The sequence below is a fragment of the Arthrobacter echini genome (assembly GCF_008107445.1).
Lineage (GTDB): Bacteria > Actinomycetota > Actinomycetes > Actinomycetales > Micrococcaceae > Arthrobacter_D > Arthrobacter_D echini_A.
This window is the reverse complement of sequence record NZ_VSLD01000004.1, coordinates 34,968-50,658: the sequence shown is the minus strand read 5'-3', so window position 1 is coordinate 50,658 and position 15,691 is coordinate 34,968. Positions and strand designations below refer to the sequence as shown.

Genomic DNA, 15,691 nt, shown 5'->3' with positions numbered 1-15,691 from the left:
GGCTGGAGGTCTCATCCAATAGGAGCTTCCCCGGCGTCCCCGCCGGGAGTTCCTCCGTCGTACTCGTACTGTTCGTTCCTGCGTGGTGCCCGGTCCGGATCAGGTGATACCGGGGAAAGCGTCCTCGTCCGTCTCGGAGAAAGCTGCCTCCTTCTCGAGCAGATAGGAGTCCCAGGCACCGGCGTCCCAGATCTCTGCCCGGCTGCCCGCACCGATCACGGCCAGTTCCCGGTCCAGGCCCGCATAAGCCCTCAGGGCCGGTGGGATGGTGATCCTTCCCTGCTTGTCCGGCACTTCGTCCGAAGCACCGGACAGGAAGACCCGGTTGTAGTCCCTCGCCTGGCGTGACGAGATGGGTGCGGCCCGCATCTGTTCGTGCACCCTTTCGAACTCGTCCATGCTGAAGACGTAGATGCAGCGTTCCTGGCCCCTGGTGAGGACCAGACCGGCACTCAACTCCTCGCGGAACTTCGCCGGGAGGATGAGCCTGCCCTTCTCGTCGAGGCGGGGGGTGTGAGTTCCGAGGAACACTCCTCACCGCCTATTCCGAGTCGACTGATCCGGCCCCATGCCGAACTGCTCTTATGTGCTCCACATTACTCCACAACTCTCCATGGTCAACGCAATCCGGGGTGTCGGAGCGCCCGGCGAGTCCCAATGCTCCCGGTGGTGCGTGGCCTCGGCTCGCCGCGTCGCAGGACCGCTTAAACGAGAAGAACCCGCCGTGGCGGGTTCTTTTCGGTGATGTACTGCGGCAGCCGCTTGCTGCCCGGGGTCACGTCAGCTCTGATCCCGCTTCCGCTCGTCCCACTTGTCCTCGAGTCCGGACATGAATCCGCTCTTGCCGCCGGAGGTGGCCTTGGTCGGCTTCCCTGCCGGCTCCGTCACCTCGACCTGCTTCGACTTCGTGGTGGCGAAGTACACCCCGGCGCCCATGACGAGGAAGCCTGCCACACCGATGAAGATGTTCTGGTAGGTGATTCCCGCCAACAGGACCAGGATGCCCGCGATGGTGATGAGGGAACCGATCACCAGGCGCCTGGTGGACATCGCCTTCCGGGTGTCGGACGCCATCGAGTGCGCGAACTTGGGATCGTCGGCGTGCAACTGCTGTTCCAGCTGATCAAGCAGCCTCTGCTCGTGTTCCGAGAGTGCCATGACCGCCTCCTTGATATGGGTGCCAACAATCCTTCTATGAATCAACGCTCCGACGGCGGACCGCGTTCCCTGCGGAACGACCTCGGTCGTCAGTCGGTCCACGCGCGTGACAACAGCCGGATTGCCTGATCCAAGACTAGTTTGCTACGCAGGTGGTGCAAAGTCACAATGCGTTCCTGACCCGCACTTGCGGGGGAGGAAGCACTGGGCACTCGCTCTCGTCACGGCCGGCGCGAGATGGCGCCGGGTGGCGGCTCAGCGCCGGTGGCCGGAGCCCTGCTCCGCGGGAGGATCAGACCGGCGGGCACCACCCCGGCTGCGCCGAACTTCCTGTTCACCTCGTCCAGGGCACGCTCTGCCAGGCGCCAGTTGTCGTCGCGCCGGTCGATCGTCAGCTGGGTGGATCCGTCTCCTCCCGCCTCGAGCGACTCGGCTCGCACCCCGATCAGCCGGACGGCCATGGGTCGGTCCCCCAGGGAAGCGAGCAGTGCCGACGCGGCGGCGTGGAGTGCGTGGGCGTTGTCGACAGGTTCGTCGAGCTTCTTCGAACGCGTGAGGGTGGAGAAGTCCGCGTACCGGAGTTTGAGGGCCACGCCGCCGGCACGATGCCCCGAGGACCGCAGCCGCGTGGCAGTCCGGTGGGCCAGGCGCAGCAGCTCGGTGCGCAGCACGGCGGAATCGTCGACGTCCCGGGAGAAGGTCTCCTCCGCACCGATGCTCTTCTCCGGGCGCGCCACCTCGACCCGCCGGGGATCTCGGCCCCACGCCAGCCGGTGGACGTGCTCGCCGGAGGCCCCGAGCAGTCTCCGGAGCGTCCCGACCGGGGTGTGCGCCACGTCCTCGACCGTCCGGATGCCGACCCTGGCGAGGACCTCCTGGGTCTTAGCCCCGACCCCCCACAGGGCGGAGACCGGGAGGGTGTGCAGATAGGCGACGGTCTGGTCGCCGGGAATGAGCAGGAGTCCGTCCGGCTTGGCCCCCGTCGAGGCGATCTTCGCCACGAACTTGGTAGTGGCCGCGCCGACGCTGGCCGTGATCCCGAGCATCCCCTGGATCTCCTCCCGCACCTGCTCGCCGATCTCACGCGGGCCACCGAGGCGCCTCATGGATCCGGACACATCGAGGAAGGCCTCGTCGACGCTGAGCTGCTCCACCTCCGGCGTGACCGACCGGAAGATCCGCATCACCTCACGAGACACCTCCGAGTACCGCTGGTGGTGCGGGGGCAGGATCACCGCGGTGGGGCAGCGGCGCAGGGCGATGGACATCGGCATCGCGGAGCGGACACCGAAGCGCCGGGCTTCGTAGGAGGCCGACAGGACCACCGAGCGACCGGAGGGAGAGCCCACCACGACCGGAACGCCCCGGAGCTCGGGGCGTTCCAGGAGCTCGACCGAGACGAAATACGCATCCATGTCGATGTGGAGGATCCGGCACTCCGCATGCTCGATCTGCTGCAGCCGCTCATCCGTTGACACGCCCATATAGTACGCACTGCCACCGACACCGGGCACCGGGTGTCGGCTCCCGGCTAGAGTGGACGGACCCTGCCCCTCGAACTGCCCGGGAGATCCATGCTGTCCCCCCACGCCACTCCTTCCCGGGGCGGCTCCGGCTCCGACGAGATCGCTGCTGACCAGGACCGGTTCAGATCCCGCCTCACGGACACCATCGAGCAGTTCCTCGCCGACCAGCGGAGCGTGCTCGGTGCCATCTCGTCCGAGTCTCTGCCCCTGATCGAGAGCATCGCGACCCTCACGAGTGGTGGCAAGCGGATGCGCGCACTGCTCTGCTACTGGGGCTGGCGGGCCGCGGGAGGGGTACAGGATGCGTCCGCTCCGGTCACCGCGGGTACGGCCCTGGAATTCTTCCAGGCCGCCGCGCTGATCCACGACGACGTGATCGACCGCTCCGATACCCGGCGCGGCAGACCCAGTGTCCACCGGGAGTTCTCCGCCCGGCACACAGATGCCGGCTGGCACCTGGACGCTGAACGTTTCGGGGTCTCGGCGGCAATCCTGGCGGGCGATCTCTGCCTCGCCTTCAGCGAGGAACTCTTCACGGCGTCGTGCGCGGACACGGCGGGCACCACCGCACGGGGCATCTTCAATCGCATGCGCACCGAGGTGATGGCCGGTCAGTACCTCGATCTCCTGGAGGAGGCAGTGGGCCCGGACCAGTCACCGGCGGTCGCGGAGGAGCGCGCACTGAACATCCTGCGCTTCAAGTCCGCCAAGTACTCGATGGAGCGGCCGCTGATGCTCGGGGGCGCTCTCGCCGGAGCCGACGCAGACCTCCTCGCCGCCTACTCCGCCTTCGCCCTTCCGCTCGGTGAGGCCTTCCAGCTCCGCGACGATGTCCTGGGTGTCTTCGGGGATCCGGAGGTGACGGGGAAGCCGGCCGGTGACGATCTTCGCGAGGGCAAGCGGACATTCCTCATCGCGCGGACTCTCGGCTCCGGCACGGCAGCCTCCTCCGCGAGGATCAACGCCATGCTCGGCGATACGGGTCTGGACGCGGAGGCGGTTGCCCTGCTGCGCTCGCTGATCGTGGAGAGCGGGGCACTGGCCCGTACGGAGGAACTGATCGAGGGGAAGTCCGCCGAGGCCTTCGAGGCGCTGACGCGGCTACCCGCCGATGGCGTCAGTCGCGAGGCCCTGCACCGGCTGGCGGAAGCGGCGGTCATCCGTACCGCCTGAGCCGTCCGTGCAGCCTGCTACCAGGCGGCAGCCTGGGCGCGCCGACGGATCTCCGTCTTCCGTCCGTTGCGCAGGGCGTCGATCGGGCGACCCGGCAGCGACTCGTCCTCCGTGTAGAGCCAGCGGATGATGTCCTCGTCCTGAAAGCCCGAGTCCGCGAGCACCACCACCGTTCCCCGGAGGCTGTCGAGCACGCTGCCCTCGAGGAGGAACTCGGCCGGGACGCTGCGGATCCTGCGCTCCCCGATCCTGATGCTGACGAGGGACCGGTCGCTGATGAGCGAGTGCACGCGCGTGATGGGAAGGTCGAGCGCCTCGGCCACCTCGGGGAGGTTGAGCCAGGCCGGAACGAGCTGTTCGATGTCAGTCACGCCTCCAAGCGTGCCATGCTCCGGCATCCAACTCCACCCGCCGGCCGACGCCCGATCGTCGCGGCGCGCCTCCTCCGGTGCGGGTCGTCGGCTCGTGTAAATTCTCAGGAGTCACAAACGTAACAACCTGAACATACGACTCGATAGTCACAGCAGAACCTGCGCGAATCCGGGACCAACCCGGGTTCGCGTGTCCGTGCGGGCTCAGCCGCCAACAGACGAGGAACCGACATATGACTGCTCAGCGACCGAACGATCCGCTGCCCGATGCCCGCAGGAAGGCCGCGGGCTCGGGCCCGCGACTGATCGACGTGGCCATGACCGCCGCCGCCGTGCCCGCGGTGGTCCTTTCCTCCGTGGCCCTCGCCCCTGCCGCGGCAGCAGCTCCCGCCCAGCACGCCCCGGCCACCCGGGTGCTCACGATGCCCGCGCCCCAGCTCCACACCCCGGGCGTCGTGCCGGCGGCCATGGTGGCCAGCCAGGTGCCCACGCAGCGGATCACGATCACGCGGGCTCCCGCCAAGTACATCGTGAAGGCCGGCGACACCATCAGCGCCATCGCCAAGAGGCACGGGCTCTCCACGGATGCGGTCCTGCAGCTGAACAGGATGAACACCCGGACGATCATCTACCCGGGCCAGCAGATCGTCGTGGCCGGCAGTGCCGTCGCTGCGCCGAAGACCGGACCGACCGCGCCCGTCGCCGTTCCCCGCGGAGCCGCCACCTACGTGGTGAAGTCCGGCGACACACTCGGCGCCATCGCTTCCCGCCACGGGGTGAGCCTCCAGAGCATCCTGGCAAGCAACAAGCTCACGCAGAATGCCATCATCCACCCGGGGCAGAAGATCACCGTCGGCACCACGGCAGTGGCGCCGGTAGCACCGGCGCCAGCTCCGAAACCCGCACCCACCGGCGGGTCCTACACCGTGAAGGCGGGCGACACCCTGGGCGCCATCGCTGCCCGCAACAACGTGGCTCTCGCCGGCCTGCTGCAGGCCAACGGGCTCTCGATGACGTCGATCATCCACCCGGGCCAGGCGCTGAAGCTGACGGGCTCCCCGGCCGGCACGCCCACGCCCCCGAAGACGGTCCAGCCGGCACCGGCACCGGCGTCGGGAAGCTACACGGTCAAGGGCGGAGACACCCTCGGGGCGATCGCGTCCCGCAACAGTGTCAGTCTGTCGAGCCTGCTCACGGCGAACAAGCTGTCGATGACCACGGTGATCTACCCGGGCCAGAAGCTCGTCATCCCCGGTCGGGGCAGCACCCCCGCACCGGCGCCGGCCCCCGCACCCACCGGTCTCGTTCCCTCCAGCTTCCTCGGCTACACCTACCCGGACCGCGTCGTTGCCGACGCCAACGCCAACAAGGCCCTGCTGAATTCCCTGCCAGCCCCCTCCCCCGCCCAGATGCAGCAGATCGTCGCCGACACGGCACGTTCCATGGGCGTGGACCCGAGCCTGGCACTCGCCTTCGCCTTCCAGGAGTCGAGCTTCAACCAGCGCGCCGTTTCCCCCGCCAACGCCATCGGCACGATGCAGGTCATCCCGTCCTCCGGGGTGTGGGCGAGCGAGCTCGTGGGCCGCAAGCTGAACCTGCTCGATCCGCAGGACAACGCGACCGCGGGCGTGGCCATCATCCGGTCGCTGATCCGCACGAGCCCGTCGCTCGACATCGCGATAGCGTCCTACTACCAGGGCCAGTACTCGGTGACGACGAACGGGATGTTCAACGACACCAAGCAGTACGTCGCAGCCATCAAGGGACACCAGAAGAACTTCCGGTAACCCGTTCCAGTCCGCGCAGGGCCCGGTCGGGGGTGGGATCGCGTGGTGGTCCCACCCCCTCCCGGCTCACCCGCTTACGATCGTAGGGTGCAGCAGCAACGCAGGGACCCGCTCGAGGGCGCCGTGATCGACGGCCGCTACGCCGTCCACTCCAGGGTGGCCCGTGGAGGCATGTCCACGGTCTACCTGGCCACGGACCGCAGACTGGACCGACGGGTCGCACTGAAGGTCCTGTTACCGCAGCTCGCCGTCGAGCCGGGTTCCGTCTCCCGGTTCGAGGGGGAGGCCAGGTCCGCCGCTCGGCTCTCCCACCCCCACGTGGTCGGCGTGCTCGATCAGGGCGTCGACGAGATCGAGGGACAGCCCGTCGCCTACCTGGTGATGGAATTCGTCCGTGGCCGAACCCTGCGCGAGGAACTGCGCGACCACGGCAGGCTGACCCCTCGACGGACCCTGGCCCTCCTCGATCCCGTGGTCGAGGGTCTCGCGGCGGCCCACGAGGCCGGACTGATCCATCGGGACCTCAAGCCGGAGAACGTGCTGCTCTCCGAGACCGGGCAGGTCAAGCTCGCGGACTTCGGTCTTGCGCGTGCGCTGTCGGCCAGCACCGGAACCGCGACCCTCGCCGGAACAGCCGCATACATGGCCCCCGAACTGGTGCTCGGCGGGCCGGTGCAGGCGCAGAGTGATATCTACTCGATCGGCGTGCTGGCCTTCGAGCTGCTGACCGGACACCAGCCCTTCACCGGCGATTCACCCTTCCAGGTGGCGCTCCAGCACGCCCGGGTAGACGTCCCGGCACCCTCGACGCTGCTGCCGGGGCTGGCGCCCGATATCGACGAGCTCGTGCAGTGGTGCACGTCCAGGGATCCCGACAGGCGTCCCGTGGACGGGGCAGCGCTCCTCGGCGAACTCCGCCACATCCGCGCCGTCCTCACGGACGCGGAACTCGACCACTCTCCCGTCGCCCCGCCGGCACCCGCGCACCAGGACCAGCTCACAGCGGTGGTCATCGGGCGACCGGGCGCGCAGGGCGCGGAACCCGTCAGCGAGAACGAGGACAACCACACCCGCGTCATCGGCACCAGCCACGCCACGCGGGTCCTGGCGCCGATGCCGGGGCGACCACCGGTGGCTGCCGTTCCCCCGACCGACGTGCACTCCGCACCCTCCACGTCCCGGACCGTCCCGGAGGACTCCACGGCGGTCATCCGGGCCCCGCGCCCCGGGGCAGGCCGCAGCGGAGCAGCCCGGAGCGGGGCGAGTCGGGCGTCCCGTCGGGCCCGGGCGAGGGCTGCGCAGCGACCGGAGAAGTCACTGTTCGGCTCCACCGCCCGACGCTCCAGGCGCCTGCTCGTGATCCTGCTGCTCCTCCTGGCCGTCGTCGTGGCGGGCGCGGGCTGGTTCTTCGGCGCGGGCCCGGCCGGAGTGGTGAGCCTGCCGGATGTGGCACGCGTGCCCCTCGCCGAAGCACGCGCGGTGCTGGACCAGGAGGGACTGGATGCCCTTTCCACGGAAGAGGTCTACGACGACGAGGTGCTCGCAGGGCTGGTGATCGGGACGGACCCCGAGGCGACCACCAGGGTGCGCCGGTTCGAGCGCGTGGAGCTGATCGTCTCCCGGGGCCCGGAGCCCTTCCCTGTGCCTGATGTGGTGGGCAGCACCGAGCTGGAGGCTGCTGCGGCGCTCGGGTCCGCCTCCCTGATGGTGGGCGCCGTGGACGAGGAGTACAGCAGGGAGGTCGAGCCCGGCCGGATCATCGGTCAGGTACCGGACCGGGGCATGGAGCTCCGTCGCGGCGAGGCGGTCGACCTCGTGGTCTCCCTGGACCCGCGGCTCGTCGAGGTCCCCGGTGTCTTCTCACTCCCGGAGGACCGGGCGGTCGAAGCCCTCGAGGCCGCAGGCTTCACCGTGGAGGTGGACTACACCTTCGGCAGCGCCGTACTGGGACTCGTCGCGGGCCAGAGCCCCACGGGCGAACAGCCCGAGGGCGCGACGATCCGCATCACGGTCACCTAGTCCGGCGGTGCCGCACCCTCGGGCTCAACCCTTCGAGAGGGCGCCTGCGACGAGGAACGCCATCTCGAGGGACTGCATGTGGTTCAGCCGCGGATCGCAGACCGACTCGTAACGTTCCAGGAAGGCGTCCTGGTCGATCGGATCGGCACCACCCAGGCATTCGGCGACGTCGTCGCCCGTCATCTCCACGTGCAGTCCCCCCGGGAAGGTCCCCAGCGAGTCGTGCACCTCGAAGAAGCCGCGCACCTCGTCGATGACGTCGTCGAAGTTACGCGTCTTGTACCCGTTGGGCGAGGTCACCGTGTTGCCGTGCATCGGGTCCGTCACCCACAGGACCTGCGCCCCGGAGGCCGTGACCCGCTCGACCAGTCGGGGCAGCTTCTCCCGGATGTTCTCGGCACCCATGCGTGTGATGAAGGTGAGGCGGCCCGGTTCACGGTTGGGATCGAGCTTGTCGATGAGGGCCAGCGCGTCGTCCGCGGACGTGGACGGACCGAGCTTGACGCCGATCGGATTGCGCACCCGCGACAGGAAATCGACGTGCGCCCCGTCGATCTCGCGCGTCCGCTCCCCGATCCAGAGGAAGTGTGCGGACGTGTCGTAGGGCAACGACGTGCGCGAGTCGATGCGCGTCAGCGCCCGCTCGTAGTCCAGCAGGAGCGCTTCGTGGCTCGCGAAGAACTCCACGCGCTTGAGCGCCTCGAAGTCGGCGCCGCACGCATCCATGAACCGGACCGCGCGGTCGATCTCACGTGCCAGGGACTCGTAGCGGGAGTGGGCCGGGTTGGCCATGAAGCCCTTGTTCCAGTGGTGGACGAGCCGCAGATCCGCGAACCCACCCTGCGTGAAGGCTCGGATCAGGTTCAGCGTCGACGCCGAGGTGTGGTAGGCCTTCACCATCCGCGAGGCATCGTGCCCGCGGCTCTCCGGGGTGAAGTCGTACCCGTTGACCATGTCGCCGCGGTAGGCCCGCAGGGTGACGCCGTCGCGCGTCTCGTCGTTGGAGGAGCGCGGCTTCGCGAACTGCCCGGCCATCCTGCCCATCTTGATGACCGGCAGGGAGGCCCCGTAGGTCAGGACGACGGCCATCTGGAGGATGGTGCGCACACGCGCACTGATCCTGTCGGCCGTGGCACCCTCGAAGGTCTCGGCGCAGTCCCCGCCCTGGAGCAGGAAGGCCTTGCCCTGCGCGGCGTCCGCCAGGCGTTCCCGCAGCACGTCGACCTCTCCCGCGAAGACGAGGGGCGGCAGGCTCGAGAGTTCCTTCACGGATGCGGCGTACACGCCGGCATCCTGCCAGGAGGGCTGCTGCGCAGCGGTCATGGAGCGCCAGGCGTCAAGACCGTCCACGGCGGGAGGAGCAGGATCCGCGGAACGCGGCAGGTCGGGAGCGAGTGAATCAGTCACACCGGAATTCTACTGGGTGACGGTGCGCACGAGGACCGGCCCAGGATCCGCCTACTGGTCGGACGAGGTCTTCCGGCGCCAGCGACGGATGCTCGGGGTGCTGTCCGAGGGGCCATCGGCGGAATCCGGACGGACGGTCTCCGCGGTTCCGGCACCGATCTCCGTCACGGAGCCCGGAGCGGGACCGGTGGGCTCACTGGATATCCGGACCGCCGCCCTGCGCTGGTCGGCGCCCGGCTTGGGTGTCTTACGTCCGGCGGCCTTCTCCGCGGCGAGCCGCTCCTTGACCGTACTCGCGTAGGCGTCGACATACTCCTGGCCGGAGAGTCGCATCAGTTCGTACATGATCTCGTCCGTGACGGACCGCTGCACGAACCGGTCGTCCTCGAGCCCCTCGTAGCGCGCGAAGTCGAGCGGTTCGCCGATGATGATGCCCACCCGGCGGATGTTGGGAATGCGGCGCCCGATCGGCTGGACCTTGTCGGTGCCGATCATCGCCACGGGGATGACCGGCACCCCGGTAGCCAGGACCAGCTTCGCCACGCCCGTCTTCCCGCGGTACAGCCGCCCGTCCGGACTGCGGGTCCCCTCGGGGTAGATCCCCAGGATCGCGCCCTCATTGAGGATGTCCATCCCCGCACTGAGCGACGACGACGACGCCGCCCCACCGGAACGGTCCATGGGCAGTTGGTTCGAGAGACGGAAGAACAGCGCGGTGAGCCTGCCCTTGACGCCCTTGCCCGTGAAGTACTCCGATTTGGCGAGGAATGCGACGGGCCGCGGCACCACGATGGGCAGGAAGATCGAGTCGGAGAAGGACAGGTGATTGCTCACGATCACCGCCGGGCCGGAAGCCGGGATGTTGTCGAGTCCCTTGACCCAGGGCCGGAAGAGGAGATTGAGGAGCGGACCGACGATGATCCGCTTCATCACCCAATAGAACACGCAGTCCGCCTCCAAGCATGATCGCTGCGGCATGTGCCATGCCGCCCGCTTTTTCCTGTGGAAGCCTACTCTAAGGGCGTTGTCACGCCCGACGCCCCGGTGGCCCGGAGCGCTCCCTGCCGCCCGCGACGCGCAGGTTCCCGGTTGACGTAGCGCTGCGCTGTACCGAGGATTGGAGCAGCACCCTCCGACGTCGAGGATGCCGGGCGGACGACCTCCGACCCCAGGCTGCAGCACCCGACAGCAGGTAGCAGAGTATGGGCCTTCGAGGTCAGGAACCGAACGAATCGACCGACGACGACATCTGGCGCGACCTCGTGGCGCGCCTCGAGGGTACCGAGTCGACCCCCACCCGCACGGATTCCCCAGGACGCAAGGTCACTCCGGCGGCGGAGCCGCAGGAGGATCCGCCCTCGGAGCCGCACAATGCTGCACCCACCGATCGTGAGCGTGCCGACCGGATCTTCCGGAATCAGCCTCTCCAGCGGCGCGGGCCCAGGGACCATGATCTTCCCGAACCCGAACCCGAACCCGACGGCGACGACGAGGACGACGGGTTCGTCCCGGAGGAACCACCACCCCTCGGGACCGGCGACCCCCTCACGATCCTCGCCTGGGTGGGGGCGGCGGGAGGGCCCCTCACACTCCTGCTCTTCGCCATGTTCTGGCGGGACGCACCACTCGCCGCCACCTTCGGGATCCTGGCGCTGTTCCTGGCCGGTGCAGGCTACCTGGTCAGCCGGCTGCCCAAGCATCGCGATATCGGCGACGACGGCGCCGAGGTCTAGCGCAGCACGACCAGCACGACCGGCGCGGGGCCGGTCGGATCCCGATCGTGATCGGTCAGATCCCGCCACGCGAGAGCAGGCGCGAGAGATCGGCTGCCCCGATGAGGCCCGCCGCCGGACCGAGGGCTGCCCGTTCGATGCGGGCTGCCGGACGGAAACCGCGGCCCGTCAGATTCCTCCCGAAAGCGCGCCGGGCCGGGCCGAGCAGGAGCTCGTCGGCCACACTGAGTCCTCCTCCGACCACGAAGGTACCCGGGTCAAGGGCCGCGGCGAGATTGGCCAGACCCAGTCCCAGCCACTGCCCGACGTCGTCGACGAGTTCGCGCGAGGCGCGATCGCCGCTGATGGCCAGCTCCGTGACGAGTGCGCCGGTGATGAGGGAGGTGTCGCCGGAGACGGCATCGATGATCGACCCGGCCACCGGGGAGCCTGAGGCCGCGAGCTCGCGCCCCTCGCGGCCGAGGGCGTTCCCCGAGGCGTACTGCTCCCAGCACCCGCGGTTGCCGCACTCGCACCGGTGGCCCTGCGGCACGATGATCTGGTGGCCGAACTCCCCCGCCACGCCGTACCGGCCGCGTTCCACCCGGCCGTCCATGATCATCGCCCCGCCGATCCCGGTGCCGAGCGTGATGCAGACGAGCCGTGACTCCGTGCGCCCCGCACCGAACCGCCATTCCGCCCACGCTGCGGCGTCGGCGTCGTTCACCAGGGTGACGCGTCGCCGGAGGCGCTGCTCGAGATTCCGGCGCAGGGGTTCGTTGCGCCAGGCGAGGTGCGGGCTGAACAGGACCGTGCTGTTGGACAGGTCCATCCACCCGGCAGCACCGATCCCCACGGACCGGATGCGGTAGTCGCCGGAGAGCTCGCGGACCAGCTCGGCGATGACGTCCTCGACGGCGCGCGGATCGCGGCCCGGCGTAGCCCTGCGTGACTCGGCGAGGATGGTCCCGTGCACGTCCACCACCCCGGCGGCCACCTTGGTCCCGCCGATGTCGATGCCCACGGACAGACCGCGTCGTGCCCGGTGGCCGAACCCCTCGCGCGTGGCCCGCGCGACCAGGCGCTCGCTCCGCCGCCGGGAGGGGGTCGCTGCACCGCGGGTCCGCGGGGGCCGGGATCGCACCGGACCGGGGAGCATCGTCATGGAGTCCTTTCCTGGGGAGGGCCGCCTGCCGCTCCCTTCCGTCGACGATCTGTACCCTACGTGAGGCCGGTCCGGGCAACGGAGCCTATAGGCTGAGGCAACCGGTCGAAGGATATCGAAGGAGCTATCGTGCGCCACATCAGCGTTCCCGTCCTCGTGGACGTTCCCCGCCAGACGAACACCACGGAACTGGTGCTGCGGCAGGCCGCCAAGGCGTCGAATCCGGCCCTGTTCGCCGTCAAGGGCGCCTCGGGCGAGTGGGAGGACATCTCGGCCACCGAGTTCCGCCGCCAGGTGGAGGACATCGCGAAGGGACTGATCAGTTCCGGTGTCCAGCCGGGCGACAGGATCGCCCTCATGGCCCGCACCCGCTACGAGTGGTCGCTGGCCGACTTCGCCATCTGGTTCGCCGGCGCGATCTCCGTCCCGGTCTACGAGACCTCCTCGCCCGCGCAGGTCGCCTGGATCCTCGGTGATTCCGGGGCCGTCGGTGCGTTCGTCGAATCGGCGCGGCACGAGGACGTGGTGCGCCAGGCCGTGGAGCTGGAGGACCTCACATCCCTCGACCACGTATGGCAGTTCGACGGCGACGGCCTCGACACCCTGCGCACGGCCGGCGTGGGCACCGACGACCAGACCCTCGCCGAGCGCCGCGACCGGGCCGGTCTCGACGACGTCGCCACCATCATCTACACCTCGGGGACCACGGGGAAGCCGAAGGGGTGCGAACTGACGCACGGCAACTTCGTGGAGCTCTCGGACAACGCGGGCGCAGCCCTGCCCGAGGTGGCACGCGAGGGCGGGCAGACCATCATGTTCCTGCCCCTGGCCCACGTGTTCGCCCGTTTCATCTCGGTCCTGTGCGTGGCCGTGGGAGCCACCGTGGCGCACACCCCGGACGTGAAGAATCTGCTCCCCGATCTGCAGAGCTACCAGCCCACCTTCATCCTCGCCGTGCCACGCGTGTTCGAGAAGGTCTACAACAATTCGATGCTCAAGGCGGAGGACGGCGGGAAGGGCAAGATCTTCCACGCCGGTGCGGATGTGGCCATCGCGTGGTCCAAGGCGGAGCAGGCGGGCCGGATCCCCCTCGCCCTGAGGGTCAAGCATGCCGTGTTCGATCGCCTGCTCTACGGCAAGATCCGCACCGCCATGGGGGGCCGCGTGGAGCACGCGGTCTCCGGCGGAGCACCCCTCGGCGACCGACTGGGCCACTTCTTCCACGGCATCGGCCTGATGGTGCTGGAGGGGTACGGCCTGACGGAGACCACGGCACCGATCACCGTGAACACCCCGCAGCGGATCAAGATCGGCAGCGTGGGCGTCCCGCTGCCGGGCAACGCGGTGAAGATCGCGGACGACGGCGAGATCCTCGCAAAGGGTGTCTGCGTCATGAAGGGGTACCTCAACCGGCCGGACCTGACGGACGAGGCCTTCGTGGACGGCTGGTTCCGCACCGGCGATATCGGGCAGCTGGACGAGGACGGCTTCCTGAGCATCACCGGACGCAAGAAGGAGATCATCGTGACGGCCAGCGGGAAGAACGTGATCCCCGCACTGCTCGAGGATGCCATCCGGTCCAATGCCCTGGTGTCGCAGTGCGTCGTCGTGGGGGATCAGCGGGCCTTCATCTCGGCCCTGGTCACCCTCGACGAGGAAGCGCTCCCGGGATGGCTGGACCGGCACGACCTGCCCGCCGGGACCACCATGGCGGAGGCCGCCGAGCTGCCCCGGGTCCGGGAGGAGATCCAGCACCTGGTGGACCAGGCCAACACCACCGTCTCCCGCGCCGAGGCCATCAAGGAGTTCCGGATCGTCCCGACCGACTTCACCGAGACCACCGGCCACCTGACGCCGTCCCTCAAGATCAAGCGCGCCCAGGTCCTGAAGGACTACTCCGACGTCGTCGAGTCCATCTACTCCTCGGCCGCCCGGCAATAACCGTTCGGTACGCGGCGGGCCGTCAGTCGGTCCTGAGGTTGAGCAGCGCGTTCTCGACCACCTCGGTGAGGGCCGGATGGATCCAGTACTGGCCACGCGCCATCGAGAAGGCGTCCAGGTCGAAGGACATGGCCTGGAGGATCGGCTGGATGAGCATGGAGGCCTCGTGCCCGAGGATGTGGGCCCCGAGGATGCGCCCGGTCGACTTCTCGGCGATGAGCTTCACGAAGCCCTCGGTGTCCTCCATGGCCCAGCCGTAGGCGGTCGAGCCGAACTGCTGGACCGCCGTGACGATCGGGGTGCCGGTCCGCTCAGCGGCGCTGAGAGCCTGATCCTCCGTCAGCCCCACCGAGGCCACCTGCGGGTGGGAGAACACCGCGGCCGGGACGAAGCGGTGGTCGCTGGCGCGCAGATCGTCCGGGTGCAGCAGATTGTGTGCGACAGTCCTGGCCTCGTGGTTGGCCACGTGCTTGAGCTGGTAGTCGCTGCTGACGTCCCCGAGGGACCAGACGCCCTCCACGGGCAGGCCCTCGCGCAGCACCCGCTGGTAGGCATCCACGGCGAGGCGACCGTCGTCGTGCAGATCGAATCCCGCCTCATCGACCGACAGTCCGTCCGTGTTGGGTCTGCGACCGGTGGCTGCGAGCACGATATCCACCTCGAGCTCCGAGGGTCCTTCCGGGCCGTCGAGCCGTACCCGGACCGAGCCGTCGTCGTTGGCGCTCAGTTCCGTGACGACCGTCCGCAGTCTGACGTCCCACTGCTGTGCGGCGTGCTCGGTGAAGACCGCCGAGACGGTGTCGTCGAGATGCCGCAGCATGCTCCCGCTGCGGACCGCGAGAGTCACCGTGGTCCCGAACGAGCCGAAGATGTGCGCGAACTCGGCCGCGATGTACCCGCCGCCCAGGATCAGCAGGCGTTCGGGCTGCTCAGGGATGCGCATGATGGTGTCGGAGGTGTGCACCTGGGGCAGGGTGATGCCCGGGACGTCCGGCAGGACGGCGTGCGAGCCGGTGGCGATGACCAGCTGGTCGGCCGAGATGAGCTCCCCCGACGCCGTCCGGAACGACTTCTCCCCCGCGAGATGGACGTGCTCCTCGATCAGGGTCACATTCTCCAGTTCGTCCGCGCGGTATGTGCGGCCACCGGCCGAGATGGCATCGATCCGGGAGAAGATGCGGTCCCGGATGTCCTGCCAGCGCACACCCTCGAAGGAGAGATCCACCCCGAGCCGGGCGGCGCGCTCGGGTGCCGCCGCCAGCTCGGCCGGGTAGACGTACATCTTCGTGGGGATGCAGCCCACGTTGAGGCAGGTCCCGCCGAAGACACCTCCGTCCACGAGGACCACCTTCGAGTCGTCCCATTCCGGGGAGATGAGGGTGTTGCCTGAACCGGAGCCGATGATCGCGAGGTCGTAGTGGGTCACCGACGC

Annotated in this window: 13 protein-coding genes; 5 read left to right on the top strand and 8 right to left on the bottom strand. The window is 68.9% G+C overall.

Annotated features, from left to right (window positions below; translation table 11 throughout):
• Nucleotides 1–99 precede the first annotated feature (99 nt).
• The 3 genes from mraZ to dinB form a co-directional block, all read right to left on the bottom strand.
• Entirely contained in the window at nucleotides 100–531 is a 432-nt protein-coding gene (mraZ, locus tag FQ377_RS09495) for a division/cell wall cluster transcriptional repressor MraZ (RefSeq protein WP_148601028.1), read from the bottom strand.
• A 249-nt stretch (nucleotides 532–780) separates the two neighbouring features.
• Nucleotides 781–1,158 (bottom strand): DUF3040 domain-containing protein, encoded by a 378-nt coding sequence (locus FQ377_RS09490; RefSeq protein ID WP_148601027.1) that lies wholly within the window; start codon nucleotides 1,156–1,158, stop codon nucleotides 781–783.
• A gap of 221 nt (nucleotides 1,159–1,379) precedes the next feature.
• The gene (dinB, locus tag FQ377_RS09485; protein WP_148601026.1) at nucleotides 1,380–2,642 is read right to left on the bottom strand and encodes a DNA polymerase IV; all 1,263 of its coding nucleotides are present in this window, start codon (nucleotides 2,640–2,642) and stop codon (nucleotides 1,380–1,382) included.
• A gap of 90 nt (nucleotides 2,643–2,732) precedes the next feature.
• Between dinB and FQ377_RS09480 the strand changes: the two genes are divergently transcribed.
• Nucleotides 2,733–3,857, top strand: coding sequence for a polyprenyl synthetase family protein (locus FQ377_RS09480; RefSeq protein WP_148601025.1), 1,125 nt, complete (start codon nucleotides 2,733–2,735; stop codon nucleotides 3,855–3,857).
• A gap of 17 nt (nucleotides 3,858–3,874) precedes the next feature.
• Here FQ377_RS09480 and FQ377_RS09475 read toward each other — a convergent pair whose 3' ends face one another.
• Nucleotides 3,875–4,255, bottom strand: coding sequence for an Rv2175c family DNA-binding protein (locus FQ377_RS09475; protein WP_148601024.1), 381 nt, complete (start codon nucleotides 4,253–4,255; stop codon nucleotides 3,875–3,877).
• Between the two features lie 206 nt (nucleotides 4,256–4,461).
• Between FQ377_RS09475 and FQ377_RS09470 the strand changes: the two genes are divergently transcribed.
• Together FQ377_RS09470 and FQ377_RS09465 are read left to right on the top strand one after the other, a co-directional pair.
• Nucleotides 4,462–6,015, top strand: coding sequence for a LysM peptidoglycan-binding domain-containing protein (locus FQ377_RS09470; RefSeq protein ID WP_262364375.1), 1,554 nt, complete (start codon nucleotides 4,462–4,464; stop codon nucleotides 6,013–6,015).
• 87 nt (nucleotides 6,016–6,102) lie between these two features.
• A complete protein-coding gene (locus FQ377_RS09465; RefSeq protein WP_148601023.1) occupies nucleotides 6,103–8,034 on the top strand; it encodes a protein kinase domain-containing protein in 1,932 nt (643 codons plus the stop codon).
• A 24-nt stretch (nucleotides 8,035–8,058) separates the two neighbouring features.
• Here the strand turns inward: FQ377_RS09465 and FQ377_RS09460 are convergent, their stop codons facing one another.
• Entirely contained in the window at nucleotides 8,059–9,417 is a 1,359-nt protein-coding gene (locus FQ377_RS09460; RefSeq protein ID WP_262364399.1) for a class II 3-deoxy-7-phosphoheptulonate synthase, read from the bottom strand.
• Between the two features lie 75 nt (nucleotides 9,418–9,492).
• The gene (locus FQ377_RS09455) at nucleotides 9,493–10,386 is read right to left on the bottom strand and encodes a lysophospholipid acyltransferase family protein (RefSeq protein ID WP_148601021.1); all 894 of its coding nucleotides are present in this window, start codon (nucleotides 10,384–10,386) and stop codon (nucleotides 9,493–9,495) included.
• Between the two features lie 257 nt (nucleotides 10,387–10,643).
• Here FQ377_RS09455 and FQ377_RS09450 point away from each other — a divergent pair, with 257 nt between their 5' ends.
• Nucleotides 10,644–11,174 (top strand): hypothetical protein, encoded by a 531-nt coding sequence (locus FQ377_RS09450; RefSeq protein WP_148601020.1) that lies wholly within the window; start codon nucleotides 10,644–10,646, stop codon nucleotides 11,172–11,174.
• 55 nt (nucleotides 11,175–11,229) lie between these two features.
• Here the strand turns inward: FQ377_RS09450 and FQ377_RS09445 are convergent, their stop codons facing one another.
• Nucleotides 11,230–12,318, bottom strand: coding sequence for an ROK family protein (locus FQ377_RS09445; protein ID WP_262364374.1), 1,089 nt, complete (start codon nucleotides 12,316–12,318; stop codon nucleotides 11,230–11,232).
• A gap of 129 nt (nucleotides 12,319–12,447) precedes the next feature.
• On the opposite strand from FQ377_RS09445, the gene FQ377_RS09440 reads away from it, so the two are divergent.
• Nucleotides 12,448–14,259: an AMP-dependent synthetase/ligase gene (locus tag FQ377_RS09440; protein ID WP_148601019.1), complete on the top strand. Its 1,812-nt coding sequence runs from the start codon at nucleotides 12,448–12,450 to the stop codon at nucleotides 14,257–14,259.
• A 22-nt stretch (nucleotides 14,260–14,281) separates the two neighbouring features.
• Here FQ377_RS09440 and FQ377_RS09435 read toward each other — a convergent pair whose 3' ends face one another.
• On the bottom strand, nucleotides 14,282–15,685 hold the full coding sequence (locus FQ377_RS09435) for a mycothione reductase (protein ID WP_148601018.1): 1,404 nt from the start codon (nucleotides 15,683–15,685) through the stop codon (nucleotides 14,282–14,284).
• Between the last annotated feature and the right edge of the window lie 6 nt (nucleotides 15,686–15,691).

Coding starts and splice junctions, on each gene's coding strand:
- FQ377_RS09470 (WP_262364375.1), top strand. CDS start 4,462: ATGACTGCTCAGCGACCGAACGATCCGCTGCCCGATGCCCGCAGGAAG.
- FQ377_RS09445 (WP_262364374.1), bottom strand. CDS start 12,318: ATGACGATGCTCCCCGGTCCGGTGCGATCCCGGCCCCCGCGGACCCGC.
- dinB (WP_148601026.1), bottom strand. CDS start 2,642: ATGGGCGTGTCAACGGATGAGCGGCTGCAGCAGATCGAGCATGCGGAG.
- FQ377_RS09480 (WP_148601025.1), top strand. CDS start 2,733: ATGCTGTCCCCCCACGCCACTCCTTCCCGGGGCGGCTCCGGCTCCGAC.
- FQ377_RS09490 (WP_148601027.1), bottom strand. CDS start 1,158: ATGGCACTCTCGGAACACGAGCAGAGGCTGCTTGATCAGCTGGAACAG.
- FQ377_RS09450 (WP_148601020.1), top strand. CDS start 10,644: ATGGGCCTTCGAGGTCAGGAACCGAACGAATCGACCGACGACGACATC.
- FQ377_RS09475 (WP_148601024.1), bottom strand. CDS start 4,255: ATGCCGGAGCATGGCACGCTTGGAGGCGTGACTGACATCGAACAGCTC.